The sequence below is a fragment of the Streptomyces sp. NPDC088246 genome (assembly GCF_044741025.1).
In the GTDB taxonomy this organism is placed as follows: Bacteria; Actinomycetota; Actinomycetes; order Streptomycetales; family Streptomycetaceae; genus Streptomyces.
Window position 1 is genome coordinate 313,020 of record NZ_JBIURV010000004.1, and the last position, 24,488, is coordinate 337,507.

Below are 24,488 nucleotides of genomic sequence, written 5' to 3' on the forward strand. Positions count from 1 at the left end.
CGCACGCCATGGCCATCGCCCCGGACGACGCACAGCGGGACTCGTTCCGCTACCAGGCCATGCGCGACATCGTCGAACAGATGCGGGACAGCGTTCCCGGCAAGCTGGAGATCACCAAAGAAGGGATCGTGCACGACATGATGGCCCCGGGGCGTCCCCATGAGCTGACTGCTGCCCAGGTGAGCCGTCGCCTGGAGAAGCTGATGCCGGACGAGATCCTGGCCCATACGGGGACCCCGGATGTCGAGGCGGAGGCCGAGGGCATCATGCGACACCCCGACGTGATGGTGATCGGCGTGGACGACATGGAGGGACAGGGGTCGTTCGACCCCCGTACGCTCATCGCCGCCATCGAGATCGTGTCCCAGTCGAATCCGGACAACGACTGGGTGAGCAAGATGCGGGACTACCCACTGCTCGGCATCCCCGTCTACGCGATCTTCGATCCCCGCACGGGCACCGGCGCCGTCCTCTCCGAAATCCACCCGACGCCGGAAGGTCCGCGATACGCGATCCGCAAGGACTTCGTGTACGGCGAGGACGTCACCATCGGCGAATGGACGATCTCGACCGACGCGCTCCCGCGTTACGCCTGACGCGTGCCCCGTCCCGGGCAGTCTCAGCCCGTGCGCGCCAGCTTCTTGGCGATCTTCTGTGCGTCCAGGGCCATTTCGCGGAACATGCCGCTGATCGGGTTGGTGAAGCCGGTGAAGTACAGGCCGCGTGCCTGCTTGGGCGTGCGGCCGCCGTGCACCACCGGGCGGCCCCGTGCGTCCAGTACGCCGAGGTGGCCGACCAGCCCCTCCAGAGCCCGCCGGTAGCCGGTTGCCGCGATCACCGCGTCCGGGGTGATCCGGTCCCCGTCGGCCAGCACCACCACGTCCCCGTCGAACGACTCGACGGCCGCCACCGGCACCACCCGGCCGCTCTTCACCGCGTCGATCAGCCCCACGTCCTGCACCGGAATGGCCCCGTCCTTGACCCGTGAGTACAGACCGGTGTCCGGGCGTGGGAGGCCCTGTGCGGCGAGGTCCGGCACGGCGATCCTGGCCATCAGGCGCCCGGCCCGGTCGACCAGCCGGACCGGCAGCCTGCGGACCAGGATGCCGGTCGCCTGCGCGGGCCAGCCCGCCGTCGAGCGGCGCACGATGTGCGGCACGGTGCGCACGGCGATCCGAACCCGGGACGCCCCGCCCTCCACCAGGTCGGCGGCGATCTCGGCGCCCGTGTTGCCGATGCCGACGACGAGGACGTCCCTGCCCGCGTACGGGGCGGGATCGCGGTAGTCGGAGGCGTGCACCAGGTCGCCGGTGAAGGTGTCGCGGCCGGACCAGTCGGGGACGCGCGGGGTGTGGTTGTAGCCGGTGGCGACGACGACGGCCCGGCCGGTCAGCATCCGGCCGCCGGTCGCGGTCAGCTGCCAGCCGGCTCCGTCGGGGGTCCGGTCGACCCGGGACACCTCGACGCCCGTCACCACTTCCAGCTCGTGGTGCTCGACGTACTTCTCCAGGTAGCGCACCACATCGTCCCTGGCCACCCAGCGTCCGAACCGGCGCGGCATCGCGAGTCCCGGCAGCGCGGACCAGCGCCGGGTCGTGTGGAGGTGCAGCCGGTCGTAGTGGCGGCGCCAGGACGCGCCCACGTTCTCGGACTTCTCCAGCACCACCGCCCTTACGCCCTGCTCGCGCAGGGCCGCCGCGGCGGCGAGACCGCCCGGGCCGCCACCGATGACGTACACGGGCCGGTCCTCGGTGAGGTCGATGCGGGCCGGGGTGGGGCTACCGGCGGCAGGTGCTCTGTCGGGCATGGCTCGGAGCGTAATCGCGCGCTTACTTGATGGGTCTCGGACAAGACCGGAATCGGTTGCGAATTGATCACGGGTGTGCGGCTCTTGCATGCCTCGCGCACGCCCCTTGCGCAAGCCGTCGACATCAGGTGAACTGACGTACCGTCAGATTGAGTGAGCGGGAGGCCCCATGCAGACGATCTGGCTCGGCGGCGCCGAATGGCTCGCCGTTCTCCGGATAGGCCTCGGCCTGTGGTGGCTGGAGAGCTGGCGGCACAAGGACAAGAAGGGTTGGTTCGAGCGCGGAACGGGCATCGCCTGGGCCGCGGACGTCGCGGGCAAGCACCGGTGGTCGGCCGTAGGTACCGGCTTCCGGCGGATCGTCGCCCCGCGCCCCAAGGTCATGGCCTACCTCGTCGTGTACGCCGAACTCGCCCTGGGGCTCGGCCTGATCGCCGGATTCCTCACCCCCGTCGCGCTGGCCGCGGGACTCCTCCTCAACCTTCTCTATCTCGTGCTGATGATCCACGACTGGGCCGAGCAGGGGCAGAACGCGATGATGGCGCTCATCTCGCTCGTCGCGCTGTTCGCGATGTCCTGGCAGGCCTGGTCCCTCGATGAAGCGATCGGACTCTTCCTTTGACCGCGGCCGCCGTACGTTTCGACCTTCCCGAGCCCGACGCCTTCAGCCGCCCGTACTGGGACGCCGCCGCCCAGGGGCAGTTGCTGCTGCGCCGCTGCCGCGCATGCGGGCGCGCGCACCACTATCCGCGCGAGTTCTGCCCGCACTGCTGGAGCGAGGACGTCACCTGGGAGCGGGCGAGCGGAGACGCCACGCTCTACACCTGGTCCGTCGTCCACCGCAACGACCTGCCGCCGTTCGGCGCCCGGGTCCCGTACGTCGCCGCCGTGGTTGACCTGGCCGAGGGGCCGCGGATGATGACGGAGATCGTGGGATGTGAGGAATCCGGCCTCGCCATCGGCATGGCGCTGCGGGTGGCCTTCCGGCGGGAGGAGGGGGAAGAGGCCGTTCCGGTCTTTCGCCCCGGAGACTGCTGAGGTTCCTGAGGCTGCTGAGTGCGTTTTGCACGTACTGGTCGCAGCCGGCGGCTCACCGGGTTTCATGACCGGGCGCGGTCAGGCTTCCGCCCCCGCCCTGGTCCCGCTGTGCCGGCCCGAGGGTGGGTGGCCTCTGCAGGTCCCCGGCGGGGCCGACGTTGCCGCTCTCCCATCCGGGGTCGTAGGCACAGGGCACGGTGGCGCCGCCGGTGAAGTACTCCCGGTCCGGGTACCAGGTGAAGGACATCCGCTCGGCCCCGTCGTCCCGCTGGACGAACAGGTCCCAGTCCTTGCCCTTCGCGCCCTCACGGTAGGACGTGACCTCCCAGCCGTTGTCCTTGAGGTGCCGGTGCAGCCGGCGGAGGCCGGAGACGGCCTGGCTCGCGGGCACGTGGTCCAGCGCCCAGCTGTGGCTCATCCGGTAGGCGCCGTCGACGGTCTTGTCCTCCAGCCCCAGTAGACCCCCGTCGTAGCAGTAGTCGGAGCCGAACGTGTTCTCCGTGCTGACGCCGATGTCCTCGACTCCTGGCTCCACGGTGCGCTTGAACCCCACGAGGTCGTACGCCTCCTGGGAACGCTGGAAGGCGCGGCCGGCCATGTCCTCGGGCGCGACGCGGGGAAGGTCCGTCGACCCCGATGAGGCCCCGGCGAGCACGGCGACCAGAACGAGAACGAGTACGACGACGAGCGCGGCGCAGCCGCATCCGAGGGCCCCGAGGACGGAAGAGGGGGACCTGGACGCGGTCGGGGCGGGGGTGGTGGCGGTGGGTACGGTCTCCTCGGGCATACGGGGACGGTATGCCGACGGCGGTGCGCGGTGGATGGGTGCGATCACCCGGCAAGGAGTAGGTACGCGTGCTCAGTTGATCCGCGTTCGTATGCGCGAAGGACGACGGTTTCCGAAGCGGGGCCCGGCGCGAGTCGGTGCGACTCAGGACTCGATGCTGCGCAGCTTGCGGCGTTCGCGGAAGTTCGGGTGGCGGACGACCACACCGCCCATGCCGCAGGAGCCCGTCAGCCGGAGGAGCGGGGCGCCGGGCGTCCTCTCGTCCGTGGTCCTGTCCTTCAGGCCGCCGAGGCCGTGATCCAGGTTGTCGGTGTGCACGGTCCAGCCTTCCGGGATCACGATCTTCACCCCGGCCATTTCTCCGCGCACTTCCAGCGCGATCTCGCGCAGTCGGCACTCGGCGCGGGTGAAGTCGATCCGGACGCCGCCGATGCCGCCCTGGGCGCGTATCACCGGGGGGACCTTCCAGACGCCCGAGCGCGTCACGCCGTGCATGCCGCCCTTGAGGACCAGCGGCTCACCCGTCGCCACCTCGATGGGGACCAGATCCTCGGTGAGGGGCGCCAGTTCGGCGTAGGTCTTGGCGGACAGCGCCAGCCCGAGCCGGGTGTCCAGCTCGTCCATGTCGATGCGGCCCTCGGCCGCCGCCTCCCGCAACTGCTCGACCACCGCCTCGCGATCGGCATCCGCAGCGCGCATACGGTCGGCGGAACGGGAGGGCTCAGCAGTCATGGAAGCGATGATACGGGCTGGTGCGACGCCGTGCCCCTGTCATCGGCCCTCCCCCGTCACAGCCCCGGAGCCCCCCACACCGGGAACCACCGGGCCAGGTCCTTCTCCATCCGGAGGTCGTCCCCGAGTGCCGCCCGGACCTGCAACTCCAGCTGGTTGTCACGCTTCTCGGCGCCGCCCGGCAGCGGCGCGAACGGATAGAACGTGCCGCGCTTGTAGAGATAGACCAGGGCCAGCGGACGGTCCCGCGCATCCCGGAAGCCGATCAGGGAGCAGAGCAGCTGCGGCCCGAAGCCGCCGTCCTGGAGCAGGGTGTTCACCGCGTGCAGGTCGTTGACCAGGGCGGCCGTGTCCTCGGCCGGCTGTCGGGCGAGCAGCCAGGTGTAGCCGTACGTGTCCTGGCTGAACTCCACCGGAATGCCGCCCCGGTCGGTGTCGGCGTCCAGCAGTTCGCGTACGTCCTGCTGGATGCGGGCGAAGGTGCCGCCCTCGACGCCCGCGAAGCAGACCGAGCCGAGGCCGGTGGGGGCGAACCCCGCGCCGGCCTGGAGGGTGAGGGCGGCGGAGGGCACGGCGAAGAGCTGGTCGAGGTCGGGACGGACCGGTTTGGTGCGGCCCAGGATGGTGTCGAGAAGACCCATGAACGTTCCTTACGGGCGGGAGAGGTCGGCGGAGATACGGGCCAGCTGGTCCAGGCGCTGCTCTAGGGTCGGGTGGGAGGAGAGCAGCCGGCTCAGGCTCTCCTTGGAGGAGAACGCGGGAACGAAGTAGAAGGCGTTGTACGGCTCCGCCTTCCGCAGGTCCTCGGTCGGGATGCGGGCCATCTGCCCGCTCACCTTCGTGAGGGCGGAGGCGAGCGCCGAGGGGCGGCCGGTGAGCAGGGCGGCGGTGCGGTCGGCGGAGAGCTCGCGGTAGCGCGAGAGCAGCCGGGTGAGCAGGAAGCTCAGGGCGTACACGACGGCACTGACCAGCGGGATCAGCATGACCGCGATGCCGACGGGGTCATTGGCCCTGCTGCTGCGGGAGAGACCGCCCCACAGGGCGACGCGGGTGATGATGCCGGCGAGCACACCGAGGAACGAGGCGATCGTCATGACGGCGACATCGCGGTGCGCGACGTGCGACATCTCGTGCGCGAGGACGCCCTCCAGCTCCTCCGGCTCCAGTCTGCGCAGCAGTCCGGTGGTGGCGCAGACGAGGGCGGTCTTCTCGCTCCGGCCGGTGGCGAAGGCGTTCGGCACATCGCTCTGGGCGATCGCCACCCGGGGCTTGGGCATGTCGGCCAGGGCGCAGATCCGGTCGACGGTGCCGTGCAGCTCCGGCGCCTGCTCGGGGGTGACCTCACGGGCGCCCATGCTGAAGGCCGCGATGCGGTCGCTGAACCAGAACTGGGCGATGAAGAGGCCGCCGGTGAAGATCAGAATGATCGGCCAGGCGCCGCGCAGTACCGCGAGCAGCACGCCGACCAGCACCACGTACAGCAGACCGATCAGGAACATGGTGGTCACCATGCGTGTGGTCAGCCCGCGGTCGGGTGCGTAACGGGAACGGGTTCGGCTCATCGGTGCCTCCAGTCCTCACCTGTCTCCCATAGTGCCCCTTCACGGTTGAATCCGAATAAATCTGCGGCCGTGCCCCGCCTCCAGGCCGGGCGGCCCGCGGGCACCGTCCCTACGGCCAGAGCAGCTCCCGCGTCCAGTGCGCACCGTCTTGGCGGTAGCGCAGCCGTACGTGTCGGCGCCCCGCGTCGCCCTGGAAGAACTCGACCTCCCGGGGCTCGACCACATACCGCGTCCAGCCGGCTACGTCCGCGTCCGGCTCCGCCGACGCCCGTTCCCAGGCGGCGTCGGCGGTCCGGGCCAGTTCTTCCTGCGAGTCCAGCACCTCGCTCTGCGACCCGGTCAGCGCCGATGCGAGCGCCCCGGTCGAGCGGGCGTGCAGATCGGCCAGGCTCTCCGCCCGGCTCGTCTCGGTGACCGGTCCCCGCACCCGTACCTGCCGCCCCTGCACCGGCCAGTAGAAGCCGAGCGCCGCGTGCGGGTGGGCGGCGAGCTGGCGGCCTTTCGCGCTGGTGCGGTGCGTGGCGAAGTGCCAGCCGCGCTCGTCCGCGTCGTGCAGCATCAGCGTCCGCACATCGGGCCGGTCCTCGGCGTCGACGGTGGCCAGCGACATCGTGTGCGGCTCGGCCTGTCCGGCGGCCACGGCCTCGGCGAACCAGGCGTGGAAGAGGGGGAGCGGGGCGGAGGGCGCGGCGTCCGGGTCGAAGGCGGGAAGCTCCACGTCCCACACGCGCTGGGCGTGGAGCAGGTCCAGGAAGCTCTGCTGTGCGTCGGTCTTCTGTGCGTCGCTCATGGCCCCATTGCAGCGCATGGCGCCCTCGCGCAGGGCGCCGCTGCCCGCTACGGGAGCCCGGCGGCTCTGGCGGTCGCCGGCCGGCGTGGTCCCCGGCCCTCACCCCCGCCCCAGCACCACCGTCCCCGACGAGCAGAACCAGCCGCCCGTCCCCGATGCCACCGCCAGCTCCGGCAGCCGGCCGCCCGCCCTGCGCACCTGGCGCTCACCCGCCTCGCCGCGCAGCTGCCGGACTGCCTCCACCAGCAGGAACAGTCCGCGCATCCCGGGGTGGCAGGCGGACAGGCCGCCCCCGTCCGTGTTGACCGGCAGCTCGCCCGTCAGACCGGTCCGGCCCTTCTCCACGAACGCGCCGCCCTCCCCCTTCGCGCAGAACCCCAGGTCCTCCAGCGTCACCAGCGTCATATAGGTGAACGCGTCATAGATCTCGGCGAGATCGATGTCCGCGGGCCGCACCCCCGCCCGTTCGAACGCCAGGCGGCCCGAGACCGCCGCGGGGGAGACCGTGAAGTCGTCCCACTCGGACATGGTGGAGTGCGAGACGTGCTCACCCGTACCGAGGATCCACACCGGTTCCTTCGCCGTGTCCGGTACGTACTCCTCGGCGGCCAGCAGTACCGCGCAGCCGCCGTCGCTGCGGATGCAGCAGTGCAGCTTGGTGAACGGGTCCGCGATCACCGGCCCCGACATCACGTCGGCCACCGTGATCGGGTCACGGAACATCGCGTCCGGGTTGGCCGCCGCGTTCGCCCGCGCCTGGACCGCCACCTCGGCGAGCTGCTCCAGGGTCGTCCCGTACTCGTGCATATGGCGGCGGGCGGCCATCGCGTACTTGGCGATCAGCGAGTGCCCGTACGGCACCTCGAACTGGAGCGGGCCGCGCGCCCCGAAGGAGAGATTGGACGTCCGGCGGCCCGCCTTGATGTCCGCGCGGGCCGTCGACCCGTACACCAGCAGAACGGCATTGGCGTGACCCGCCGCGATGGCGTCCGCCGCATGGGCCGCCATCACCTCCCAGGTCGAGCCGCCGACCGCGGTGGAGTCCACCCAGGTGGGTTTCAGCCCCAGGTACTCGGCGACCTCGACCGGGGCGAGCGTGCCGAGTCCGGCGGAGGCGAAACCGTCGACGACCAACCGGTTCAGACCCGAATCGGCCAGTGCCCGGCGGGCGGCCTGGGCGTGCAGTGCGTACGGCGTGGCCTCGTCGATGCGTCCGCAGTCGGCGAGGGATATGCCGACGACAGCGACCTTGCGGTGGGAAGAAGGCATGAATCTGACGGTACATCAGATAGTGGGTGCGCGGACCGCTCGGTGGGGCGGGATCTTCCCGGCCCCTCCCGGTGCGCGACTCTGGGAATCTCGCAGATTCACCCCTAGCATGACGGGCCGTCAGATCAGAGGCCGAAGGCCCCTGAGGGGAAGGAGCCCGACGATGGATGCCGCCTTCACCGCGGAACAGGACGAGATCCGCCGCACCCTGCGCGAACTGCTGGCCAAACGCAGTGGACCCGACGACGTCAGGAGTGCCGTACGGACCGCCGACGGGTACGACGAGACCCTGTGGCGACAGCTCGCCCAGGACCTCGGGCTGCCCGGGCTCGCCCTCCCCCAGGAGTACGGAGGCGTCGGCTGCGGCCTGGCCGAGCTCGCCGTCGCCTGTGAGGAGACCGGGCGCGCCCTGCTGCCGTCGCCCCTGATCGCCACCGCCGCACTCGCCGCGCCCCTGATCGCCGCCCTCGGCACCGAGGCCCAGCGCACCGCCCTGCTGCCGCGCATCGCCGCCGGCCGACTGACCGCGACCCTGGCCGTCCCCGGCGGCTCGCTCGCCACCGCACTCGGCCTCACCGGTGACCCCACCGGCGGCGCCTGGGCGGGTGGCGGCCGGGCGGGCGGAATACAGGCCAGGCCGGTAGGCGGCGCGGAGGGCTGGCGGCTGTACGGGGAGGCCGCCCAGGTCCTCGACGGGCACAGCGCGGGACTCCTCCTGGTCGCCGCCCACGCCGGCGGCTTCCCGCGCAGCCGTACGCTCCTCTTCCTGGTCCGCCCGGACACGGCGGCCGGAATCGTCCGCGCCCGCCGGACCTCACTGGACGAGACCCGCCCGCTGGCCCGCATCGAACTCCGTGACACCGAGGCCGAACTCCTCGGCGCGGACGACACCGTGGACGTCATCGACGCGCTCGCCCCGGCAGGACGCGGCGTCGCCGTACTGCTGGCCGCGGAGGCGGTGGGGGCGGCGGCGAGCGCACTGGAGCGGACCGTCGAATACGTGAAGACGCGCGAACAGTTCGGCCGGGCGATCGGCTCCTTCCAGGCCGTGAAGCACCGCCTCGCGGATCTGTACGTACGGGTGCAGGCGGCTCGTTCCGCCGCGTACTACGCGGCCTGGGCCCCGGCGGCCGGGAGCCTCGCACTCGCCCAGGCCCTGGAGTCGCTGCGGATCACCGCGGCCGAGGCCGTCCAGCTGCACGGAGGGATCGGCTTCACCTGGGAACACGAGGCGCATCTGTACTTCAAGCGGGCCGCTGCCGATGAACTGCTCTTCGGCCCCGTCCACCGGCTCCGCGACCATGTGGCGCAGCAGGCCGGACTGTTCGGACCGCCGAACGGGCAGCCGCCCTCGTCCTCGGCATTCGCCGCCCCGGGATCGGCCGAGCAGGTGGCGGTCTGATGGCGCCCGGCGCCCGGCTGGTCCAGAGGGTGTCCTCGACCCGCACGTTCGCGAGGGTCGCCCCGCATGTCATCCCCGCCATGGACCGTACGGTGCACCGGCTCACGCGCGGCAAGGTGCTGCTCAGCGCCCGGATGCTGCCGGGGCTGATCCTGACGGTGCCGGGCGCGAGAAGCGGGCGGCTCAGGACCACTCCGCTGGCCTGCATGCCGGAGGACGGGACGGAGCAGAGCTGGATCCTGGTCGGCAGCAACTTCGGCCGTACGGGGCATCCGGCCTGGACCGCAAACCTGCTGGCCGGTCCCGGCAAGGCCGTCGTCAACTGGAGGGGCCGGGACATTCCGGTGCGCGCCACACTGCTGCAGGGCGCGGAACGGGATGCGGTGTGGCGGACGGCGCTGAAGTTCTGGCCGCCCTATGCGACGTATCAGGCGCGGGTCGAGCGGGAGATCCGGCTCTTCAGGCTGGAACGACGGAGTGACGCCGCGACCTGATGAGGCCGGACGCGGAAGCGGTGCGTGGCGACCGTGGGTGTTGGTGATGCGTGAAAGCCGTGCACGGGAACGGCCGTTGGAGCGATCCGTGGAACGGTCCGGGTGCACCGACGGCGGACCACATGTTGTGGTCCGCCGTCGGTGAGACAGGACCTGGGGCGCCCGGAACTGCCGCGCGGTACCCAGTGGGGGAGGGGCCCGGTGCGGCGCTACTTGGTCGGCTTCTTGCCGGTGATGCCCAGATGCACCAGCAGTGCGAGATTCGGCTTGAGTTCGGCCTGCTTCACGCCCCAGGTCGTAAAGCCCTTCTGATGCGAGGCGACCGCGGCCAGCATCGCGACGAGCGAGCCCGCCATCGCGGCGGCGCTGACGTCCTTGTCGACCTTGCCCTTGGCCTGGAGCTCCTTCACCGAATCCGTAAGGGAGTTGGTGACCGAGTTCAGGATCTTCATACGGATCTTGTAGAACCGCTTGTCGCCCTCGGCCGCTCCGAGGTCGACCACACGCAGGATCGCGTCATGATGTCGCCAGAAGTCGAGGAATCCCTCGACGAGTTCTTCGGCGGTCTGCCAGCCGGCCTTGCCGACCCAGGAGCGGCCTGCGACCAGTTCGGTCAAACCGGCGCCCTCCTTGGCCATTTCTTCGGCGATTTCGAGGACGGCGCCCTCGACGTCGGGGAAGTATTGGTAGAAGGTCGCGGGTGAAGTCCCCGCCTTCCGGGCGACGTCGATGACTTTGACGTCCCGGTACGGCGAGGAACTGAGCATCTCGCTGAGGCAGTCGAGCAGCTTCTGCCGCGTCGCCTGTCCGCGTCGACCGGCCACGCGGCCGTCGACGGTGCGCACTTGTCCTGTCATGCCGTCAGCTTACCGAGGGGGGATCGGAGCGCGATTCGGCCGACTGCAAATGGGGAGCACCGCAGGCGGGGTGGGGGGAGTGGCCGGATATCGACGGATGCGCCCCACCGGGAAGACAAGTCTTATCAACAGCCTGTGGATAACTTCCGTGGATAACTTTCCGTGACGCCACGGGCAAGGGACTCTTCTATCGAAAATGAGTTCGACTGGACGGGTCGGGGCGCGGCGCGCGCCACTCACGGTTACGTTTGATGTGACGAGCGTCACTGCCACGAACGGCGAACGGCCGCGAACGGCCGCGGACAACTGCGAACAATCCGCGAACGGCCGCGACCGACCGCGACGGAAGGACCCGGGCCCATGGCCGCATTCGCGCAATCCGCGCCGTGCTGGGTGGATGTGCAGCTTCCCGACCTCGAAGCGGGCAAGCGCTTCTACGGTGAGCTGTTCGGCTGGACCTTCCGGGCCGGCGACGGCCCGTACGCGGACGCACTCAGCGACGGGAAGCTCGTCGCCGCACTCGCCGCCAAGCAGGACGGCCGGATGCCGACCGCCTGGGGCATCTACTTCGCGACCGACGACATCGTCGCGACCGTCGCCCGCATCAGGGAGGCGGGCGGCCAGGTGATCACCGACCCCGTGCGGGCGGGCCGGGCGGGAGTGCTCGCCCAGGCGGCCGATCCCGGCGGAGCGGTCTTCGGGCTCTGGCAGGCCGGTGACCGCGAAGGCTTCCAGAAGCAGAACGAACCGGGCTCCTTCTGCTGGACCGAGGTCCGCACCCGGCAGAAGGACCGCGTCGACGCCTTCTACGAAGAGGTCTTCGGCTTCCAGGGCACCGATCTCGACGCCTTTGGCGCGGGCGAATCCGGTACAGCCGAGTCCGGCGTCGACTTCCGCATGTGGTCCCAAGCCGGCACGGAACCCGGACCGGACACCGCGGTCGGCGGGCGCAGCGTCATCACCGATGCCTTCCCGGCCGAGATGCCCAGCTACTTCCTCAGCTACTTCGCCGTCGAGAACTGCAATGCCGCCGCCGGACACGCCGTACGCCTCGGCGGCCGCATCTCCGCGCCGCCCTTCGACGTCCCGTACGGGAGGAAGGCGGTCCTCCAGGACGATCAGGGTGCCGTGTTCGCCGTACTTCAGCCCCCTGTGTCCGGGAAGAGGGCAGAGTGAGCTGTGACACCCCGGTCCGCCCCCGGGTTCGCAACCAGAGCCTCAGCCAGGAACAATCGGGGTGCGCACCGCCGGGTGGTGCCCAGTGGTGAGACGCCGTACAGGGCGGGTTTTCGCGGGCTTCTGTTCCTGAGGCCCGTACGGGGAGGTGGCAGGGCAAGTGGTGGAGCAGCTGACGCAGCACGACCCGAGACGGATCGGCCCGTTCGAGGTGCTGGGACGACTCGGGGCCGGTGGCATGGGGCTGGTCTATCTCGCCCGCTCGGCTTCGGGCCGGCGGGTGGCGATCAAGACGGTCCGTACGGAGCTCGCCGAGGACCAGCTGTTCCGGGTCCGCTTCACGCGCGAGGTGGAGGCAGCCCGGGCGGTCAGTGGCTTCTACACGGCCGCGGTGGTGGACGCCGACCCGCGGGCCGCCGTGCCGTGGCTGGCCACCGCTTATGTGCCCGCCCCGTCGCTCGAGGAGATAGTGAATGAGTGCGGGCCCATGCCGGTCCAGGCGGTGCGCTGGCTGGCCGCCGGTATCGCCGAGGCGCTCCAGTCGATCCATGGTGCGGGGCTCGTCCACCGCGACATGAAGCCGTCGAACGTGCTTGTCGTCGAGGACGGCCCGCGGGTGATCGACTTCGGGATCGCGTCCGGGGTCTCCAACACCCGGCTGACCATGACGAACGTCGCCGTCGGCACGCCCGCTTACATGTCGCCCGAGCAGGCGCGGGACTCGCGCAGCGTCACGGGCGCCAGCGATGTCTTCTCGCTCGGCTCGACGCTCGTCTTCGCCGCCACCGGCCATGCGCCGTTCCACGGCGCCAACCCCGTCGAGACGGTCTTCATGCTGCTGCGCGAGGGCCCCGATCTGGAGGGCCTGCCCGACGAACTGCGGCCGCTGATCGAGTCCTGCATGCAGATGGACGCCGGGCTGCGGCCCACCCCCGCCGATCTGCAGGCCCAGCTCGCTCCGCACCTCTTCGCCTCCGGCGGCGACGACAGCGGTACGGCTTCGGCATGGCTGCCGACCTCTGCCACCGTGATGATCGAGCAGCGCCGAGGCGGAGGCCGCAGGACCGCGGCTCCCGCGCCCGCTCCGGCCCCCGTGCCGCCGCCGCCCCAGCAACTGCCCGGTGCCGACCGGGAGACCGCCTGGCGCAGCGGCGCCGACCTGCGCTCCCCGGCCGCCGCATTCGCGCAGCTGCCCGACGGGGGCGGTCCGGTGCGGCTGCTCGGTGCGAAGGTGCCCATCGGCCCGGGCCCGCGCGCCCAGGACGTGCGGGCCACCGCCACGGCCACCGCGGACGCCGGCCCCGCGACCGGCTGGGTGCGCCCGCCCGCCGGGGCGAACGGCACAGCCTCCGCCGCCGCACCGGCCCCCCTGCCCGCGCCCGCGCACGCGCCCGAGACCGCGGCCCCGGGCCCGGACCGCTGGCGGCCCTGGCGGTTCCGGATGTCCAACGACGTCTGGGGGACGCCCATCGTCGCCGGGGACCTCCTCTACGTCACGTCGTTCGAGGTGCACGCCCTGGACGTCGGCAACGGGCGGCGCCAGTTCAAGACCCGGGACGTGGCCTGGGTGATGGCCGTCGAGGACGGCCGTATCCACGCCTCCGACGGGCCGTCGCTGTACGCCCTGGACGCGGCGACCGGCGCCGAGCGATGGCGGCTGCAGACAGATGCCTGGGTCTACTCCCTCAAGGCCGACCGCGGCACCGTCGTCACCGGCACCCGGGGCGGCGGCGTCCAGGCGTGGGAGGCGTCCACGGGCGAGAAGCTGTGGGAGAGCGGCGGCGTACAGACCGACTTCGAGACGGCGGAGGCCGGGCCCGCGATCCACGACGGCACGGTCTACCTGTGGCAGGACGCCCGGCTGCGCGCCGTCGACGCCCGTACCGGCATCGAACGCTGGTCGTACCCCATCGGTGACGCGGCCTCCTGCGGCGGTGTACCGGTCCGGGTGACCGCGGCGCCGGACGGTTTCGTGTACGTCAGCGCGGGGGCCCGGATCCTGGCCGTCGACACCGTGTCCGGTCATGTCCGCTGGCACTTCGAGTCGCCCGCGGTCTTCCTCTCCCCGCCCGCGTTCGCACCCGGGCCCGCCGTCACCGGCGGCGGCGTGTACCTCGCCGACTACCTCGGCACGGTGTACGCGATCGACGCCTCGACCGGCAAGGACCGCTGGCGCATCGCCACGGAGGCCCGCCAGTCGATCGAACCGGTCCTGGTCACGGCCGGAAACGTCCATGTCGGCAGCGGCAGCGCCCTGTACACGCTCGACGCGGTCACCGGCACCCCGAAGTGGCGGTTCGCGGCAGGCGGCGAGGTGGTGGGGGCCCCGGTGGTCGCCGACGGCCGGGTCCACTTCGGCTCCGCCGACCACGTCCTGTACACCCTGGACGCGGCGGGCGGCCAACTCCGCTGGAAGCTGGCGACGGGCGGTGAGATCACGGGTTCGCCGGTGGCACGAGGCGGTGTCGTGTACGCGTGCAGCAAGGACCGCTGCGTGTACGCGCTGGACGCGCTGAAGGGAACGGGCACGGGCAACCGGCCCCGGACATAGCGTCTCGCCGGGCTCGCCCGGCGACCGTTCTGTCCTCGATCGCCGGACGGGCCCGATTGTGCCGACCGCGGTCCGTCATGGGCGCGGGGGCCGGTGGGAGCCGGGCCCCTCGCCCGGTACGACGGGGTGCGGGGCCGCGTCCTGGTCCTCCGGGCCCGGGCGGCGGGGCGCCGCAGTGGGCCCCGTGTACGGGTCCGGCTCGGGCTCCGGCAGCGTACTCGTCTGCACGGAGGGCCCCGGCTCCTGCGTGGGCGGCCACGTATCCGGATTCTCCGATCCGGGCGCCGTATACGGCTGGTCACGGCCCCCGCGGGCAGGCCGCCGCCCACCCTGCCGCCCCGACATCACCACCGCACCCAGCAGCAACAGCACCGCGCCGCCCACCGCGTTCGCCACCCCCCACTGCAGCCCGGAACCGTCGGCCGCGACCGTCAGACTGCCCACCGACTCCCCCTGGCGCACCATCCACAGCACGGTGAACCCGAGCACCACCACACCCGCGGACGCCACCAGCAGACGCGACCGCAGCGCCACACCGACCACCGCCAGCAGGGCGGCGAAGAGAAAGGCCAGGAAGATCGAGCCCAGCGTTCCGGGCCGGCTGCCGGTGAGACCCGTGAACAGCTCGTCGATCCGGTAGTGACGCCCCGGACGGCCGTCGTACCAGTCACGGAAGGGGCTCAGCACGGCGGCCGCCGCTCCTGCGAGAGCCAGGACCGAGCCGAGGACGTTGCGGACCATCATCGGCCTCCTGCGTGTGCGCGGACCGGTGTCACGGATCAGCACCGCTCTCGGCCTCGACGCTACGCCCGGCCCCTGCCCCCCGCACCTTGCGCTAGCGTGTCGCGCGGTCGTTCGACAGCAGCAACAGCACATTCGGCAGCAAGAGCACAGACAACGGCACAGACAACAACACAAGGGGGGCTGCATCGATGATGCGGCAGCACATAAAGCTTTCCGCGGTACTGGTCGTGGTGGTACTCGCACTCACCGGCTTCTCGACCTCCAGTCACGGCGGCCGAAGTGGCAAGAGCAAGAGCAAGGGGTCGAGCAGCAGCAGCGGCGGCGGATGCTCCAACTCCGAGAAGAGCAACGGCAGCTACCGCCACAACGACTACGACGACAACGACTCGTCGAGCAGCTCCTCCGGCAACACCGGCTACGAGACGCCGACCCCGAGCGCCACCGCCTCGGACGCGCCCCAGGCGTACGTCTTCCGCTGCGCCCAGCCCCGCAAGGGCAAGCGCAAGGCCGTCACCACCTCCACCGTCCGGCTCACCGCGAACGCCGTCGGCTCGCACACCTATGAAGTCGATGTGACCTTCCTCGACGCACGGGGCAACACCGTCGACACCGGTGAGGCGAACGTGGACGTCGAGGGTGGCGAGACCAAGACCGTCTCGGTGCGGATGGACAGCCCGCGCACGGTCTCCCGGGTGAAGAAGTGCCGGGTCGAGGCCGAGCTGAGCTACTGACCTCACCGCATCCGGAACTCATTGCCGCCCCGCCCCCGGAACAACTCGGCCTGCCGCTCCGGCGGCAGGTTCCCGAGTGCGATCAGGTGCGGGGCGTGGGCCATGGCCTGCGCCCTGGCCGCCTCCTTCGCGGACCACACCGCCCGAACCGTCCCCTGCACCGCCCGGGTCGGGTACGAGGCGATCACCCCCGCCGCGCGCAGCGCCGCCGCCACCGCACCGCCGGGTGCCGTCACCTCACTGACCAGCCCGGTCTCGTACGCCCGGCGGGCCGTGACCCGTTCGGCCGTACCCATCAGGGACATCCGGGCCACCTCGCCGAACGGCATCCGCTGCGCCATGGAGATCGCCTCGTACGCGCTGACCATGCCGTACGTCGTGTGCGGGTCGAAGAACGTCGCCTCCTCGGACGCGATGACGAACTCCGCCTCGCCCAGCAGATAGAACGCCCCGCCGCAGGCCATCCCCTCCACGGCCGCGATCACCGGCTTCCACAGGTCGTTCGCCTTCGGCCCGATCGCGATCAGCGGATCGTCGATCGTGTACGGGGACGAGGGCTGCGGTACCTCCACGCCCCGGTCGATCCCCGTGCAGAAAGCCCGGCCGCCCGCACCCGTGACGACGACGGCCCGCACCCCGTCGTCGAATCGGAACGCCCGCCAGGCGGCGGCCAGTTCGGCGGCCGTCGCCAGGTCGATCGCATTGAGCTTGTCGGGCCGGTCGAGGGTGACGAGCGCGACCCCGGTCTCCTTGTCCGTCTCCGTCCGCAGAGCCATCACCGATCACCTCTCCAGCAGCCAACGCACCAGGGTCACCCCGGAACCGGCCGGGCAGAACACCACCCGCACCGGCGCCCCGATCCGCAGCCGCCCCGGATCGACCGAGTCCAGCGGGGCGTTCGCACCGCTCACCACATTCCCGACCAGCCGGATGTCCGGGGCGTCGGCCAGCTCGACCACGACGGCGTTGTACGGGGCCTGCGCGGCGTACGCGGGCAGCAGCGGCGGATGCGGCAGCACGTACGACCAGATGCGGCCGCGTCCGCTCATCGGCCGCCACTCGCTCTCGAAGGACTGGCAGTGCGGGCAGCACGGCCGGGGCGGGAAGCGGAGCCTTCCGCATTCCGGCTCGGCGCAGGCCTGGACGCGGAGTTCGCCGCGGGCCGCGTACTCCCAGAAGGGGGCGCCGTCCCCGTCCACGACGGGCAGCAGCAGAGCATCCATATCGGCTCCTCAACTCCTCAGCAGTACGGCGGAGGTGGGCACACCTTCCCCGGCGGTGACCAGGCACGTCCCGGCGTCCGGGACCTGGGCGGTGGAGACGCCGCGCAGCTGCTTCACGCCCTCGTTGATGAGGTTGAAGCCATGCACATATGCCTCACTGAGTCCGCCGCCCCCGGTGTTGATGGGCAGCCGCCCGCCGCTCTCCAGCGCCCCGCCCTCGGTGAACGCCGCGCCCTCGCCGCGCCCACAGAAGCCGTAGCCCTCCAGGGAGAGCGGAATGAGCGGGGTGAACGCGTCGTAGATCTGCGCGACATCCACATCGTCCGGGCCGAAGTCGGCCTGCTTCCACAGCTGCCGGGCGGCCGTCCAGGCGGGTCCGGTGAGCGGGTCGTCGTTCCAGTAATTGACCATGCCGTGGTGCTGGGCGGGCAGCCCCTGGGCGACGGAGTGGATGTAGACGGGCTTCTGCCGGCAGTCGCGGGCCCGCTCCGCCGAGACGATGACGCAGGCCAGCGCCCCGTCGGTCTCCAGGCAGTTGTCGAAGAGGCAGAGCGGCTCACTGATCCAGCGCGAGGTCATATACATGTCGCGGGTCAGCGGCCGCTCGTACATCACCGCGTCCGGGTTCTGGTTGGCGCGGTTGCGGCAGGCGAGTGCGACGTTGAAGAGATGGTCGCGGGTCGCCCCGTATTCGTGCATGTACCTGCGCGCCAGCATCCCGATCTCGTCGGCCGGCCGCAGCAGGCCGTACGGCCGGGTCCACTGGGCGGGGGTGGGCAGTTGCACGGCGGTGTTCCTCCAGGGCCGGGGTCCCGACCCCCGCTTCCGCGACCTCCAGGCGACACCGACGCTCGCCTGCCCGGTCGCCACGGCGGCGGCGAGATGCGCGATCGTCGCGCACGAGCCCCCGCCCCCGTACCCCACCTTGCTGAAGAAGGTGACATCGCCCGCCCCGATGGCCTTGGCGATCTCGACCTCGTCGGTCTCCTCCATCGTGTACGAGGCGAAGGCATCCACCTCCGAGGCGGCGATGCCCGCGTCGTCGAGCGCCGCGACGATGGCCCGGCAGGCCAATGTCTTCTCGGATTCGGGCAGTTGCTTCGCGAAGGCCGTCTGCCCTATGCCGGCTATCGCTGTCATGTCCTTGAGTGCCGCCACCGCCACCTCCGAGACCGTCATGACTGCTGACAGCGGCTGAGGCTACAGCTAATCTGACGGATAGTCAGCTACTGTGTCAGGGAGGGTGAGCGATGCGCGGCGACGAGGAATGGGGCAGCATCCCGAAGCTGATACGGGCGGCGGCGCGGCGGTACGGGGACCGGGAGGCGGTCGTCGAGGGCCGGACCCGGGTCTCGTACGCCGAACTCGGCGACCGCGTCGAACGTGCCGCCGCCGCGTGCATGGCCTCGGGCGTGGAGCCGGGGGACCGGGTCGCGGTCTGGGCCCCGAACACCCTGGACTGGATCGTCTCCGCACTCGGCGCGGTCACGGCGGGGGCGGTCCTCGTCCCCCTCAACACTCGCTTCAAGGGCACCGAGGCGGCGTACATCCTGGAACGCAGCCGGGCGAAACTGCTCTTCGTCACCGGCACCTTCCTCGGTACGTCGTACGTGGCGTCCCTGCGCCGGGCCGACGTGCGACTCCCGCATCTGGAACGGGTGGTGGTGCTGGCGGACAGCGCCCCCGACGACTACGTCACCTGGAAGGACTTCCTCGCGGCGGGGGAGGGGGTGTCCGGAGCGGAGGTACGCTCCCGCGCCGACGCGATCGCCCCCTCGGCCCCCTCCGACATCATCTACACCTCGGGCACCACGGGCCGGCCCAAGGGCGCCGTCATCACCCACGCCCAGACCCTGCGCTGCTACGCGATCTGGAGCGAACTGGCGGATCTGCGCGAGGGCGACCGCTATCTGATCGTGAACCCCTTCTTCCACACCTTCGGCTACAAGGCGGGCATCATCGCGTGCCTGATGCGGGGCGCGACGATGGTTCCGCAACCGGTGTTCAACGTGGACACCGCCCTGGCCAACATCGCCGCCGAACGCATCTCGGTCCTGCCGGGCCCGCCCACCCTCCACCAGTCCCTCCTGGACCACCCGGCCCGGGGCGCCCACGACCTCTCGGCCCTCCGCCTGGTGGTGACGGGCGCGGCGGTGGTCCCCCTGCGACTGGTGGAACGCCTGCGCACGGAGCTCGGCATAGCGACGGTCCTCACCGCGTACGGCCTCTCCGAAGCGAGCGGCATCGTCGCCATGTGCCGCCGCGGCGACCCGGTGGAGACGATCGCCTCGACGTCGGGCCGGGCGATCGACGACACCGAGATCCGCGTCCTGGCCGCCCCCGGCACGCCCGGCGAGGTCCTGGTCCGCGGGTTCAATGTGATGCAGGGCTACTTCGAGGACCCGGAGACCACGGCCGCCACGATCAACGCAGACGGCTGGCTCCACACGGGCGACGTGGGTGTCCTCGACGAGGACGGCAACCTCCGGATCACCGACCGGATCAAGGACATGTTCATCGTCGGCGGCTTCAACGCGTACCCCGCCGAGATCGAACAGCTCCTCGGCCTGCACCCGGACGTGGCCGACGTGGCGGTGATCGGCGTCCCGGACCCCCGACTGGGCGAGGTGGGCAAGGCGTACGCGGTCCGCAGACCGGGCGCGACGGTGACGGCCGACGACCTGATCGCCTGGTCGAGGCGCGAGATGGCGAACTACAAGGTCCCGAGGGCGGTGGAGTTCGTGACCGAGCTGCCGCGCAATGCGAGCGGCAAGGTGGTGAAGGGGGAGCTGCGGGGGCGGGAGCAGGAGTCTGCGGGCTCCTGACCGGTCAGACCTTCTCCGCCACCAGCCGGGGGTGGCCGGCGGTGAGCAGCCCGATGTCCTCCACATCGGAAGTCAGGACCGTCACCCGGCCCGGGTCTGCGCCAGGGCGGTTGCACAGAGCATCGCCTCGATCGCGTATTTGCCGGCTGTGCGTGGCCTCGCGGCGGGGTATGGTGCGAGGTATGGCAACCAAGAAGTACACGGTCACGCTGCCGGAGGAACTCGCGGAGGAGATCCGCAGCGAGGTGGGCCCGGGGGCGTTCAGCGCGTACGTCACCCACGCCATAGAGCGTCAGCGTGAGCGCGACCGGCTGGGGGAGCTGGTGGCGTGGATGCAGGAGAAAGGCGGGCCGCCCACCGAGGAGGAGCAGGCGGCCGCGGCGTCGGAGCTGCGCGACATCGAGCGGTGGTTCGAGGAGCGGGAGTCCGGTGCGCACAGTGGGGCGTCGGCTGCTTGATGACCGATCTCTGCTTCGTGCTGGACAGCGAGGCCCTGTCGAGGGCGGTGCGTCGTGAGCGGGCCATGACGGCCACGCTCACGAAGGCCCATCAGACAGGTGTCCGGGTCGTGACCAGCTCCATGACCCTCATCGAGGCGTATCACAGCAGGATCCGGCGCTCGGAATGGAACTGGGCGATGTCCCGGATCGTCGTCGAGCCCGTGACCAAGGAGGTCGCGGATGAGGCGATCGGGTTGCTGGCGGACGCCGGCCTGCATGGCCACAAGTACGCCATTGACGCGGCACTCGCGGTGATCGCGGGGCATCAGCGGGGGCGGGTGGCGGTGTTCACCTCGGACGAGGACGACATGCGGAAGCTGTGTCGGCCGGAGGTGCAGGTCAGGGGGTTGTAGGAGGTATGGCAGAGGGGCCCGAGCCGTGTGGCTGGCCCCCTCTCCGCAGACATGCAGCGGCCGCGACGGCTCCCCCTCCGCGCCGCCGCGGCCGCTCCCCGTGCGGGTGAGGTCTAGATGGGCTTCGGCGCCGAGGCGTGGCTGTCGAGGGTGGTGATCTCCTCGCCGGAGGCGTGGCTGTCCTGGACGGTGAGCTTCTCGCTGGAGGCGTGGCTGTCCAGAGGCTTGATGACGCCGCCCGAGGCGTGGCTGTCCTGAACCGTGAGCTCCTCGCCGGAGGCGTGGCTGTCCAGAGGCTTGACGGCAGGCTTCTTGGCGTCGCTCATTGTGGTCAACTCCCGTGAGTCATTTGGTGCTACAGGTAGGCGATGCCCGTCCGGAGGTTCCCCCGTGGATCGCCGGACGGGCATCACTGGGCCGTTCACCATAATGGGGCGGCCTCTTCGTCGATCCGTCTGCCCCCCGACGCGACGGCTCGATGTACGTAAGAGTGCAGCCTGCCGATAAACGAACGATGAACGCCGTCGAGGGGGGTTCCCTCACGCCGCCGCGACGGGTGAGAGAAGTCCGCGGACCTCGTCGGCCTCGGCCGAGCCCAGTTGCTCATAGATGGCCAACGCCTCTGTCCAGCAAGCCCTGGCCCGGTCGGGCTGTTCCAACTGCATCAGCGCTTTCCCCAGCACGGTGAGTACGGTGCCGCGGCGCCACTCGCCGCCGATACCTCGCAGGGCGATCGCCTGCTCCGCATGAGCTGCGGACAGTGTGTATCGCCCTGCTGTGAGATGCACTTCCGCCAGTCGGAAGTGGGTGACGCCCTCCCACAGAGGCTGACGATTCTCGTGGAAGATGCCCAGCGCCTGTGTCAGCTGTTCCAGCGCTTCGGGCAGTCGTTCGGCTTCGGCGAGTGCGAGGCCGAGAGCGTAACGACCGTTCGCCAGGCGCAGAGCAAGGCCCAGGCGGTCATAGATCTCGATCCCTTGTTTCGCGAGATCTACAGCACTGTCGGTCCGGAAAAGAGCCAGGTGGATCCTGGAGAGGTTGCACAGTGCGCTCGCCTCTCCAGGCTTGTTGCTATCGGCACGGAACGCTTCGATTGCTTTCTGGAGATAGGCCTCTCCCTCCGCATGATGGTTGCGGTAGATGGCGAGGATGCCTCGCTCATTGGGAGCGTTGCCGCTCGTCCAAGGATCACCTGCGGCAATTCCGAGCGACATGGCCTGGTGCGCCTCGACATCAGCCTGCTCGAACCGGCCGGCTGTGCTGTACACCTGCGTGAGGGTGGTGCGGGCACGACCCTCTGCGCGGGCGTCTCCCGCGGCCGCGGCCGCATCGCGCAGAGCGAGAGCAGCGGTTTCGTATCGGCGGGCATTCGCCCCCGATTCCGCGAGGTCCTTGACTGCCATGAGCAGATCGACCGCACGTCGCAGAGTCTCCTGCCCGAGGGACTGCAGTACGCACGCGAGCAGGCAGTCCGCCTCGGAGTAGAGCCAGTCGAGCGCCTTGGGCCTATCCGTGAACGCGAGCCCCGGATACTGGCTGGGCTCCAAATGATCGACTGTCCGATCCCCCGGCCGCTCCAGCGCATACACCCCCGCCGCCGTGGCCAGATAGAAGTCCAGCAGCCGGGACAACGCCAATGCCCGTTCCTGTGGCCGCTGTTCGTCCCGCTCCGCGCAGGAACGCGCGTAGAGGCGCACCAGGTCGTGGTAGCGGTAGCGGCCCGGTGCCGCCGACTCCAGGAGGCTGGTGTCCACCAGGGCCTCCAGCAGGTCTTCCGCCGCGTGGGCTTCCAGGTTGAGCAGGGCTGCCGCCGCGGCCAGGGAGATGTCGGGGCCGTCCGCCAGGCCCAGCAGGCGGAAGGCGCGGGCCTGGGCGGGTTCCAGTTGGCCGTAGCCGAGTTCGAAGGTGGCCTTCACCGCGAGGTCGCCGGCCTGGAGTTCGTCCAGGCGGCGGCGTTCGTCGGCGAGTTTGGCGGCCAGGACGGAGACCGTCCAGGTGCGGCGTGAGGCCAGGCGCGAGGCGGCGATGCGGATGGCCAGGGGGAGGAAGCCGCAGGCGGCGACCACGTCGAGGGCGGCCTCGCGTTCGGAGTTGATGCGCTCCTCGCCCACGATGCGGGTGAAGAGCTGGAGCGCCTCTTCCGGGGACATCACGTCCAGGTCGACCAGGTGGGCGCCGGCCAGGTCGACCATGCGGACGCGGCTGGTGACCAGGGCCGCGCAGCCCGCGGTGCCGGGGAGGAGGGGGCGGATCTGGGCCGCGTCATGGGCGTTGTCGAGGAGGACCAGTATGCGGCGGCCGTCGAGCGTGGAGCGGTAGAGGGCGGCGCGTTCGTCCAGGGAGTCGGGGATCGCCGAGTCGGCCGTGCCCAGGGCGCGCAGGAAGGCGCCGAGGACCGTCTCCGGTTCGGCGGCGCGGGCGCCGGCGCCCTGGAGGTCCACGTACAGCTGGCCGTCCGGGAAGTGCTGGCGCGCCTGGTGGGCGACGTGCACGGCGAGGGTCGTCTTGCCGACGCCGCCGATGCCGGCCAGCGCCGAGACGGCCATGACCGAACCCTCGGCGGTCGCCAGCCGGTCGCCCAGATCCCGTACGAAGGAGGCGCGGCCGGTGAAGTCCGGGACCGTGGCCGGGAGCTGGGCGGGGCGCACCGGTGCGGGGGCCGGGGCCGGTTCGTCGGCCGGACGGGCCAGTTCCTCATCGGCCCGCAGGATGCGCTGCTGGAGCTGGGAGAGCTCGGGGCGCGGGTCGACGCCCAGTTCGTCGGCGAGCAGCCGTCGGGTGTCGGCGTACACCGCGAGCGCCTCGGCCTGGCGGCCGCTGCGGTACAGGGCGACCATGAGGAGTTCGCGCAGCCGTTCGCGCAGCGGGTGCGCGGCGGTGAGCGCGGTCAGTTCGGAGACCGCCTCCGCGTGGGAGCCGACCTCCAGGTCCAGGTCGAGGCGGGTTTCGGTCAGCTGGAGCCGCCATTCCTCCAGACGGGTGCGCTGATTCTCGGCGTACGGTCCGGGCACGGAGGCCAGGGCCTCGCCGTCCCACAGGCCGAGCGCCTTGTTGAAGAGGGTGCGGGCCTGGCCGCGGTCGCCACCGGCCCGGGCCTTCTCCGCCTCGGCCGCAAGCTCCTGAGCCACGGTCAGGTCGAGGGCGTCGTGGCTGGTCCGGATCGCGTATCCACCGGCGTCGCTGACCAGCGTCTGCGGGTCGAGGAACTTGCGGAGCCGGGAGGCATACGTGCGTACGGCGGCGAGCGCCTGTGAGGGCGGGTCCTCGCCCCAGATGGCGTCGATGAGTTCGGAGGCAGTGGCCGTGCGGCCGCCGCGCAGAAGCAGTGCGGTCAGCAGGGCGCGCTGCTGAGGTGAACCGGACGGCAGCGCCTCGCCGCCCCGCCATGCCCGTACCGGGCCGAGCACGGAAAAGCGCAGATCGGCGTCGTCGGCCGATCGCTGCCCAGGAGCGCGCTGCTCCGGAACACGCGCGCGCGGCCCGTTGTCACGGTCCATTGCTGCCCCCTGTCCTGCTCGCCCCGCCGGTCCTGCCGATCGTGCTGGTGCTGTCTGTTTCGGATCGCTCGCCCATGTGCCGGTCCGGTACGGGTGGATCCGGATCGCTCGCTACCGCTGGTATCGCGCTCAACAGTCTGCCTTGTTATG

Annotated in this window: 25 protein-coding genes and 1 pseudogene; 11 read left to right on the forward strand and 15 right to left on the reverse strand. The window is 70.9% G+C overall.

The annotated features are described in order from the left end of the window. Positions 1-8: 8 nt before the first annotated feature. Positions 9-596 carry a Uma2 family endonuclease gene (locus ACIPEK_RS09025; RefSeq protein WP_401992614.1) on the forward strand — a complete coding sequence of 196 codons (588 nt, stop codon included), beginning with the start codon at positions 9-11 and terminating at the stop codon, positions 594-596. Between the two features lie 23 nt (positions 597-619). On the opposite strand, the gene ACIPEK_RS09030 is transcribed toward ACIPEK_RS09025, so the two are convergent. Beyond that, positions 620-1,807: a flavin-containing monooxygenase gene (locus tag ACIPEK_RS09030; RefSeq protein ID WP_401992617.1), complete on the reverse strand. Its 1,188-nt coding sequence runs from the start codon at positions 1,805-1,807 to the stop codon at positions 620-622. Between the two features lie 169 nt (positions 1,808-1,976). On the opposite strand from ACIPEK_RS09030, the gene ACIPEK_RS09035 reads away from it, so the two are divergent. Then, positions 1,977-2,429: a DoxX family membrane protein gene (locus ACIPEK_RS09035; RefSeq protein WP_383073390.1), complete on the forward strand. Its 453-nt coding sequence runs from the start codon at positions 1,977-1,979 to the stop codon at positions 2,427-2,429. Continuing rightward, complete coding sequence (locus tag ACIPEK_RS09040) at positions 2,426-2,845, forward strand: Zn-ribbon domain-containing OB-fold protein (RefSeq protein WP_401992620.1); 420 nt, start codon at positions 2,426-2,428, stop codon at positions 2,843-2,845. The genes ACIPEK_RS09035 and ACIPEK_RS09040 overlap by 4 nt, the downstream gene beginning before the upstream one ends. Positions 2,846-2,897: 52 nt before the next feature. On the opposite strand, the gene ACIPEK_RS09045 is transcribed toward ACIPEK_RS09040, so the two are convergent. The 6 genes from ACIPEK_RS09045 to ACIPEK_RS09070 form a co-directional block, all read right to left on the reverse strand. After that, a complete protein-coding gene (locus tag ACIPEK_RS09045) occupies positions 2,898-3,632 on the reverse strand; it encodes a hypothetical protein (protein ID WP_401992623.1) in 735 nt (244 codons plus the stop codon). A gap of 144 nt (positions 3,633-3,776) precedes the next feature. Then, positions 3,777-4,364 (reverse strand): DUF1707 domain-containing protein, encoded by a 588-nt coding sequence (locus ACIPEK_RS09050; RefSeq protein ID WP_401992626.1) that lies wholly within the window; start codon positions 4,362-4,364, stop codon positions 3,777-3,779. 56 nt (positions 4,365-4,420) lie between these two features. After that, positions 4,421-5,005: a hypothetical protein gene (locus ACIPEK_RS09055; RefSeq protein ID WP_401992629.1), complete on the reverse strand. Its 585-nt coding sequence runs from the start codon at positions 5,003-5,005 to the stop codon at positions 4,421-4,423. A 9-nt stretch (positions 5,006-5,014) separates the two neighbouring features. Further along, positions 5,015-5,926: a zinc metalloprotease HtpX gene (gene htpX, locus ACIPEK_RS09060; protein WP_401992632.1), complete on the reverse strand. Its 912-nt coding sequence runs from the start codon at positions 5,924-5,926 to the stop codon at positions 5,015-5,017. 109 nt (positions 5,927-6,035) lie between these two features. After that, positions 6,036-6,716 carry a pyridoxal 5'-phosphate synthase gene (locus ACIPEK_RS09065; protein ID WP_401992635.1) on the reverse strand — a complete coding sequence of 227 codons (681 nt, stop codon included), beginning with the start codon at positions 6,714-6,716 and terminating at the stop codon, positions 6,036-6,038. A gap of 99 nt (positions 6,717-6,815) precedes the next feature. After that, positions 6,816-7,985 (reverse strand): thiolase C-terminal domain-containing protein, encoded by a 1,170-nt coding sequence (locus ACIPEK_RS09070; RefSeq protein WP_401992638.1) that lies wholly within the window; start codon positions 7,983-7,985, stop codon positions 6,816-6,818. Between the two features lie 163 nt (positions 7,986-8,148). Here ACIPEK_RS09070 and ACIPEK_RS09075 point away from each other — a divergent pair, with 163 nt between their 5' ends. Both ACIPEK_RS09075 and ACIPEK_RS09080 read left to right on the forward strand, forming a co-directional pair. Beyond that, positions 8,149-9,387, forward strand: a complete 1,239-nt coding sequence (locus tag ACIPEK_RS09075) for an acyl-CoA dehydrogenase family protein (RefSeq protein WP_401992641.1) — start codon at positions 8,149-8,151, stop codon at positions 9,385-9,387. Further along, complete coding sequence (locus ACIPEK_RS09080; RefSeq protein WP_401992644.1) at positions 9,387-9,881, forward strand: nitroreductase family deazaflavin-dependent oxidoreductase; 495 nt, start codon at positions 9,387-9,389, stop codon at positions 9,879-9,881. The genes ACIPEK_RS09075 and ACIPEK_RS09080 overlap by 1 nt, the downstream gene beginning before the upstream one ends. Positions 9,882-10,090: 209 nt before the next feature. Here ACIPEK_RS09080 and ACIPEK_RS09085 read toward each other — a convergent pair whose 3' ends face one another. Next, positions 10,091-10,738, reverse strand: coding sequence for a TetR family transcriptional regulator (locus ACIPEK_RS09085; protein WP_093893325.1), 648 nt, complete (start codon positions 10,736-10,738; stop codon positions 10,091-10,093). 360 nt (positions 10,739-11,098) lie between these two features. On the opposite strand from ACIPEK_RS09085, the gene ACIPEK_RS09090 reads away from it, so the two are divergent. Both ACIPEK_RS09090 and ACIPEK_RS09095 read left to right on the forward strand, forming a co-directional pair. Then, the gene (locus tag ACIPEK_RS09090; RefSeq protein WP_401992649.1) at positions 11,099-11,914 is read left to right on the forward strand and encodes a VOC family protein; all 816 of its coding nucleotides are present in this window, start codon (positions 11,099-11,101) and stop codon (positions 11,912-11,914) included. Positions 11,915-12,077: 163 nt separating this feature from the next. Continuing rightward, positions 12,078-14,465, forward strand: coding sequence for a serine/threonine-protein kinase (locus ACIPEK_RS09095; RefSeq protein ID WP_401992734.1), 2,388 nt, complete (start codon positions 12,078-12,080; stop codon positions 14,463-14,465). Between the two features lie 75 nt (positions 14,466-14,540). Here the strand turns inward: ACIPEK_RS09095 and ACIPEK_RS09100 are convergent, their stop codons facing one another. Next, entirely contained in the window at positions 14,541-15,206 is a 666-nt protein-coding gene (locus ACIPEK_RS09100; RefSeq protein ID WP_401992737.1) for a hypothetical protein, read from the reverse strand. Positions 15,207-15,397: 191 nt separating this feature from the next. Between ACIPEK_RS09100 and ACIPEK_RS09105 the strand changes: the two genes are divergently transcribed. Beyond that, positions 15,398-15,940, forward strand: coding sequence for a hypothetical protein (locus ACIPEK_RS09105; RefSeq protein ID WP_401992652.1), 543 nt, complete (start codon positions 15,398-15,400; stop codon positions 15,938-15,940). A gap of 2 nt (positions 15,941-15,942) precedes the next feature. Here ACIPEK_RS09105 and ACIPEK_RS09110 read toward each other — a convergent pair whose 3' ends face one another. The 3 genes from ACIPEK_RS09110 to ACIPEK_RS09120 are packed head-to-tail and all read right to left on the reverse strand — an operon-like array spanning position 15,943 to position 18,321. After that, complete coding sequence (locus ACIPEK_RS09110; RefSeq protein WP_401992655.1) at positions 15,943-16,716, reverse strand: enoyl-CoA hydratase/isomerase family protein; 774 nt, start codon at positions 16,714-16,716, stop codon at positions 15,943-15,945. A gap of 6 nt (positions 16,717-16,722) precedes the next feature. Beyond that, positions 16,723-17,163: a Zn-ribbon domain-containing OB-fold protein gene (locus ACIPEK_RS09115; RefSeq protein WP_401992658.1), complete on the reverse strand. Its 441-nt coding sequence runs from the start codon at positions 17,161-17,163 to the stop codon at positions 16,723-16,725. A gap of 9 nt (positions 17,164-17,172) precedes the next feature. Then, positions 17,173-18,321, reverse strand: coding sequence for a lipid-transfer protein (locus ACIPEK_RS09120; RefSeq protein WP_383073548.1), 1,149 nt, complete (start codon positions 18,319-18,321; stop codon positions 17,173-17,175). A gap of 92 nt (positions 18,322-18,413) precedes the next feature. Between ACIPEK_RS09120 and ACIPEK_RS09125 the strand changes: the two genes are divergently transcribed. Continuing rightward, on the forward strand, positions 18,414-19,988 hold the full coding sequence (locus ACIPEK_RS09125; RefSeq protein ID WP_401992661.1) for a FadD3 family acyl-CoA ligase: 1,575 nt from the start codon (positions 18,414-18,416) through the stop codon (positions 19,986-19,988). A 4-nt stretch (positions 19,989-19,992) separates the two neighbouring features. Here the strand turns inward: ACIPEK_RS09125 and ACIPEK_RS09130 are convergent. After that, positions 19,993-20,132, reverse strand: a pseudogene (locus ACIPEK_RS09130) (DNA-binding protein); the annotation flags it as partial. A 38-nt stretch (positions 20,133-20,170) separates the two neighbouring features. Between ACIPEK_RS09130 and ACIPEK_RS09135 the strand changes: the two are divergent. Next, positions 20,171-20,446 carry a hypothetical protein gene (locus ACIPEK_RS09135; RefSeq protein ID WP_383073433.1) on the forward strand — a complete coding sequence of 92 codons (276 nt, stop codon included), beginning with the start codon at positions 20,171-20,173 and terminating at the stop codon, positions 20,444-20,446. Continuing rightward, entirely contained in the window at positions 20,446-20,841 is a 396-nt protein-coding gene (locus ACIPEK_RS09140; protein WP_401992664.1) for a PIN domain-containing protein, read from the forward strand. Before ACIPEK_RS09135 ends, ACIPEK_RS09140 begins: the two co-directional genes overlap by 1 nt. A gap of 113 nt (positions 20,842-20,954) precedes the next feature. Here the strand turns inward: ACIPEK_RS09140 and ACIPEK_RS09145 are convergent, their stop codons facing one another. Then, positions 20,955-21,167 carry a hypothetical protein gene (locus ACIPEK_RS09145; RefSeq protein WP_401992667.1) on the reverse strand — a complete coding sequence of 71 codons (213 nt, stop codon included), beginning with the start codon at positions 21,165-21,167 and terminating at the stop codon, positions 20,955-20,957. A 213-nt stretch (positions 21,168-21,380) separates the two neighbouring features. Beyond that, the gene (locus ACIPEK_RS09150; RefSeq protein ID WP_401992670.1) at positions 21,381-24,338 is read right to left on the reverse strand and encodes an AfsR/SARP family transcriptional regulator; all 2,958 of its coding nucleotides are present in this window, start codon (positions 24,336-24,338) and stop codon (positions 21,381-21,383) included. Between the last annotated feature and the right edge of the window lie 150 nt (positions 24,339-24,488).

Excerpts from the sequence above, each read along its gene's own strand:
- ACIPEK_RS09135 (WP_383073433.1), top strand. The coding sequence starts at position 20,171 with ATGGCAACCAAGAAGTACACGGTCACGCTGCCGGAGGAACTCGCGGAG.
- ACIPEK_RS09105 (WP_401992652.1), top strand. The coding sequence starts at position 15,398 with ATGATGCGGCAGCACATAAAGCTTTCCGCGGTACTGGTCGTGGTGGTA.
- ACIPEK_RS09030 (WP_401992617.1), bottom strand. The coding sequence starts at position 1,807 with ATGCCCGACAGAGCACCTGCCGCCGGTAGCCCCACCCCGGCCCGCATC.
- ACIPEK_RS09145 (WP_401992667.1), bottom strand. The coding sequence starts at position 21,167 with ATGAGCGACGCCAAGAAGCCTGCCGTCAAGCCTCTGGACAGCCACGCC.
- ACIPEK_RS09045 (WP_401992623.1), bottom strand. The coding sequence starts at position 3,632 with ATGCCCGAGGAGACCGTACCCACCGCCACCACCCCCGCCCCGACCGCG.
- ACIPEK_RS09050 (WP_401992626.1), bottom strand. The coding sequence starts at position 4,364 with ATGACTGCTGAGCCCTCCCGTTCCGCCGACCGTATGCGCGCTGCGGAT.
- htpX (WP_401992632.1), bottom strand. The coding sequence starts at position 5,926 with ATGAGCCGAACCCGTTCCCGTTACGCACCCGACCGCGGGCTGACCACA.
- ACIPEK_RS09085 (WP_093893325.1), bottom strand. The coding sequence starts at position 10,738 with ATGACAGGACAAGTGCGCACCGTCGACGGCCGCGTGGCCGGTCGACGC.
- ACIPEK_RS09075 (WP_401992641.1), top strand. The coding sequence starts at position 8,149 with ATGGATGCCGCCTTCACCGCGGAACAGGACGAGATCCGCCGCACCCTG.
- ACIPEK_RS09025 (WP_401992614.1), top strand. The coding sequence starts at position 9 with ATGGCCATCGCCCCGGACGACGCACAGCGGGACTCGTTCCGCTACCAG.
- ACIPEK_RS09035 (WP_383073390.1), top strand. The coding sequence starts at position 1,977 with ATGCAGACGATCTGGCTCGGCGGCGCCGAATGGCTCGCCGTTCTCCGG.
- ACIPEK_RS09110 (WP_401992655.1), bottom strand. The coding sequence starts at position 16,716 with ATGGCTCTGCGGACGGAGACGGACAAGGAGACCGGGGTCGCGCTCGTC.
- ACIPEK_RS09055 (WP_401992629.1), bottom strand. The coding sequence starts at position 5,005 with ATGGGTCTTCTCGACACCATCCTGGGCCGCACCAAACCGGTCCGTCCC.
- ACIPEK_RS09140 (WP_401992664.1), top strand. The coding sequence starts at position 20,446 with ATGACCGATCTCTGCTTCGTGCTGGACAGCGAGGCCCTGTCGAGGGCG.
- ACIPEK_RS09115 (WP_401992658.1), bottom strand. The coding sequence starts at position 17,163 with ATGGATGCTCTGCTGCTGCCCGTCGTGGACGGGGACGGCGCCCCCTTC.
- ACIPEK_RS09125 (WP_401992661.1), top strand. The coding sequence starts at position 18,414 with ATGCGCGGCGACGAGGAATGGGGCAGCATCCCGAAGCTGATACGGGCG.
- ACIPEK_RS09100 (WP_401992737.1), bottom strand. The coding sequence starts at position 15,206 with ATGGTCCGCAACGTCCTCGGCTCGGTCCTGGCTCTCGCAGGAGCGGCG.
- ACIPEK_RS09080 (WP_401992644.1), top strand. The coding sequence starts at position 9,387 with ATGGCGCCCGGCGCCCGGCTGGTCCAGAGGGTGTCCTCGACCCGCACG.
- ACIPEK_RS09150 (WP_401992670.1), bottom strand. The coding sequence starts at position 24,338 with ATGGACCGTGACAACGGGCCGCGCGCGCGTGTTCCGGAGCAGCGCGCT.
- ACIPEK_RS09070 (WP_401992638.1), bottom strand. The coding sequence starts at position 7,985 with ATGCCTTCTTCCCACCGCAAGGTCGCTGTCGTCGGCATATCCCTCGCC.
- ACIPEK_RS09065 (WP_401992635.1), bottom strand. The coding sequence starts at position 6,716 with ATGAGCGACGCACAGAAGACCGACGCACAGCAGAGCTTCCTGGACCTG.
- ACIPEK_RS09090 (WP_401992649.1), top strand. The coding sequence starts at position 11,099 with ATGGCCGCATTCGCGCAATCCGCGCCGTGCTGGGTGGATGTGCAGCTT.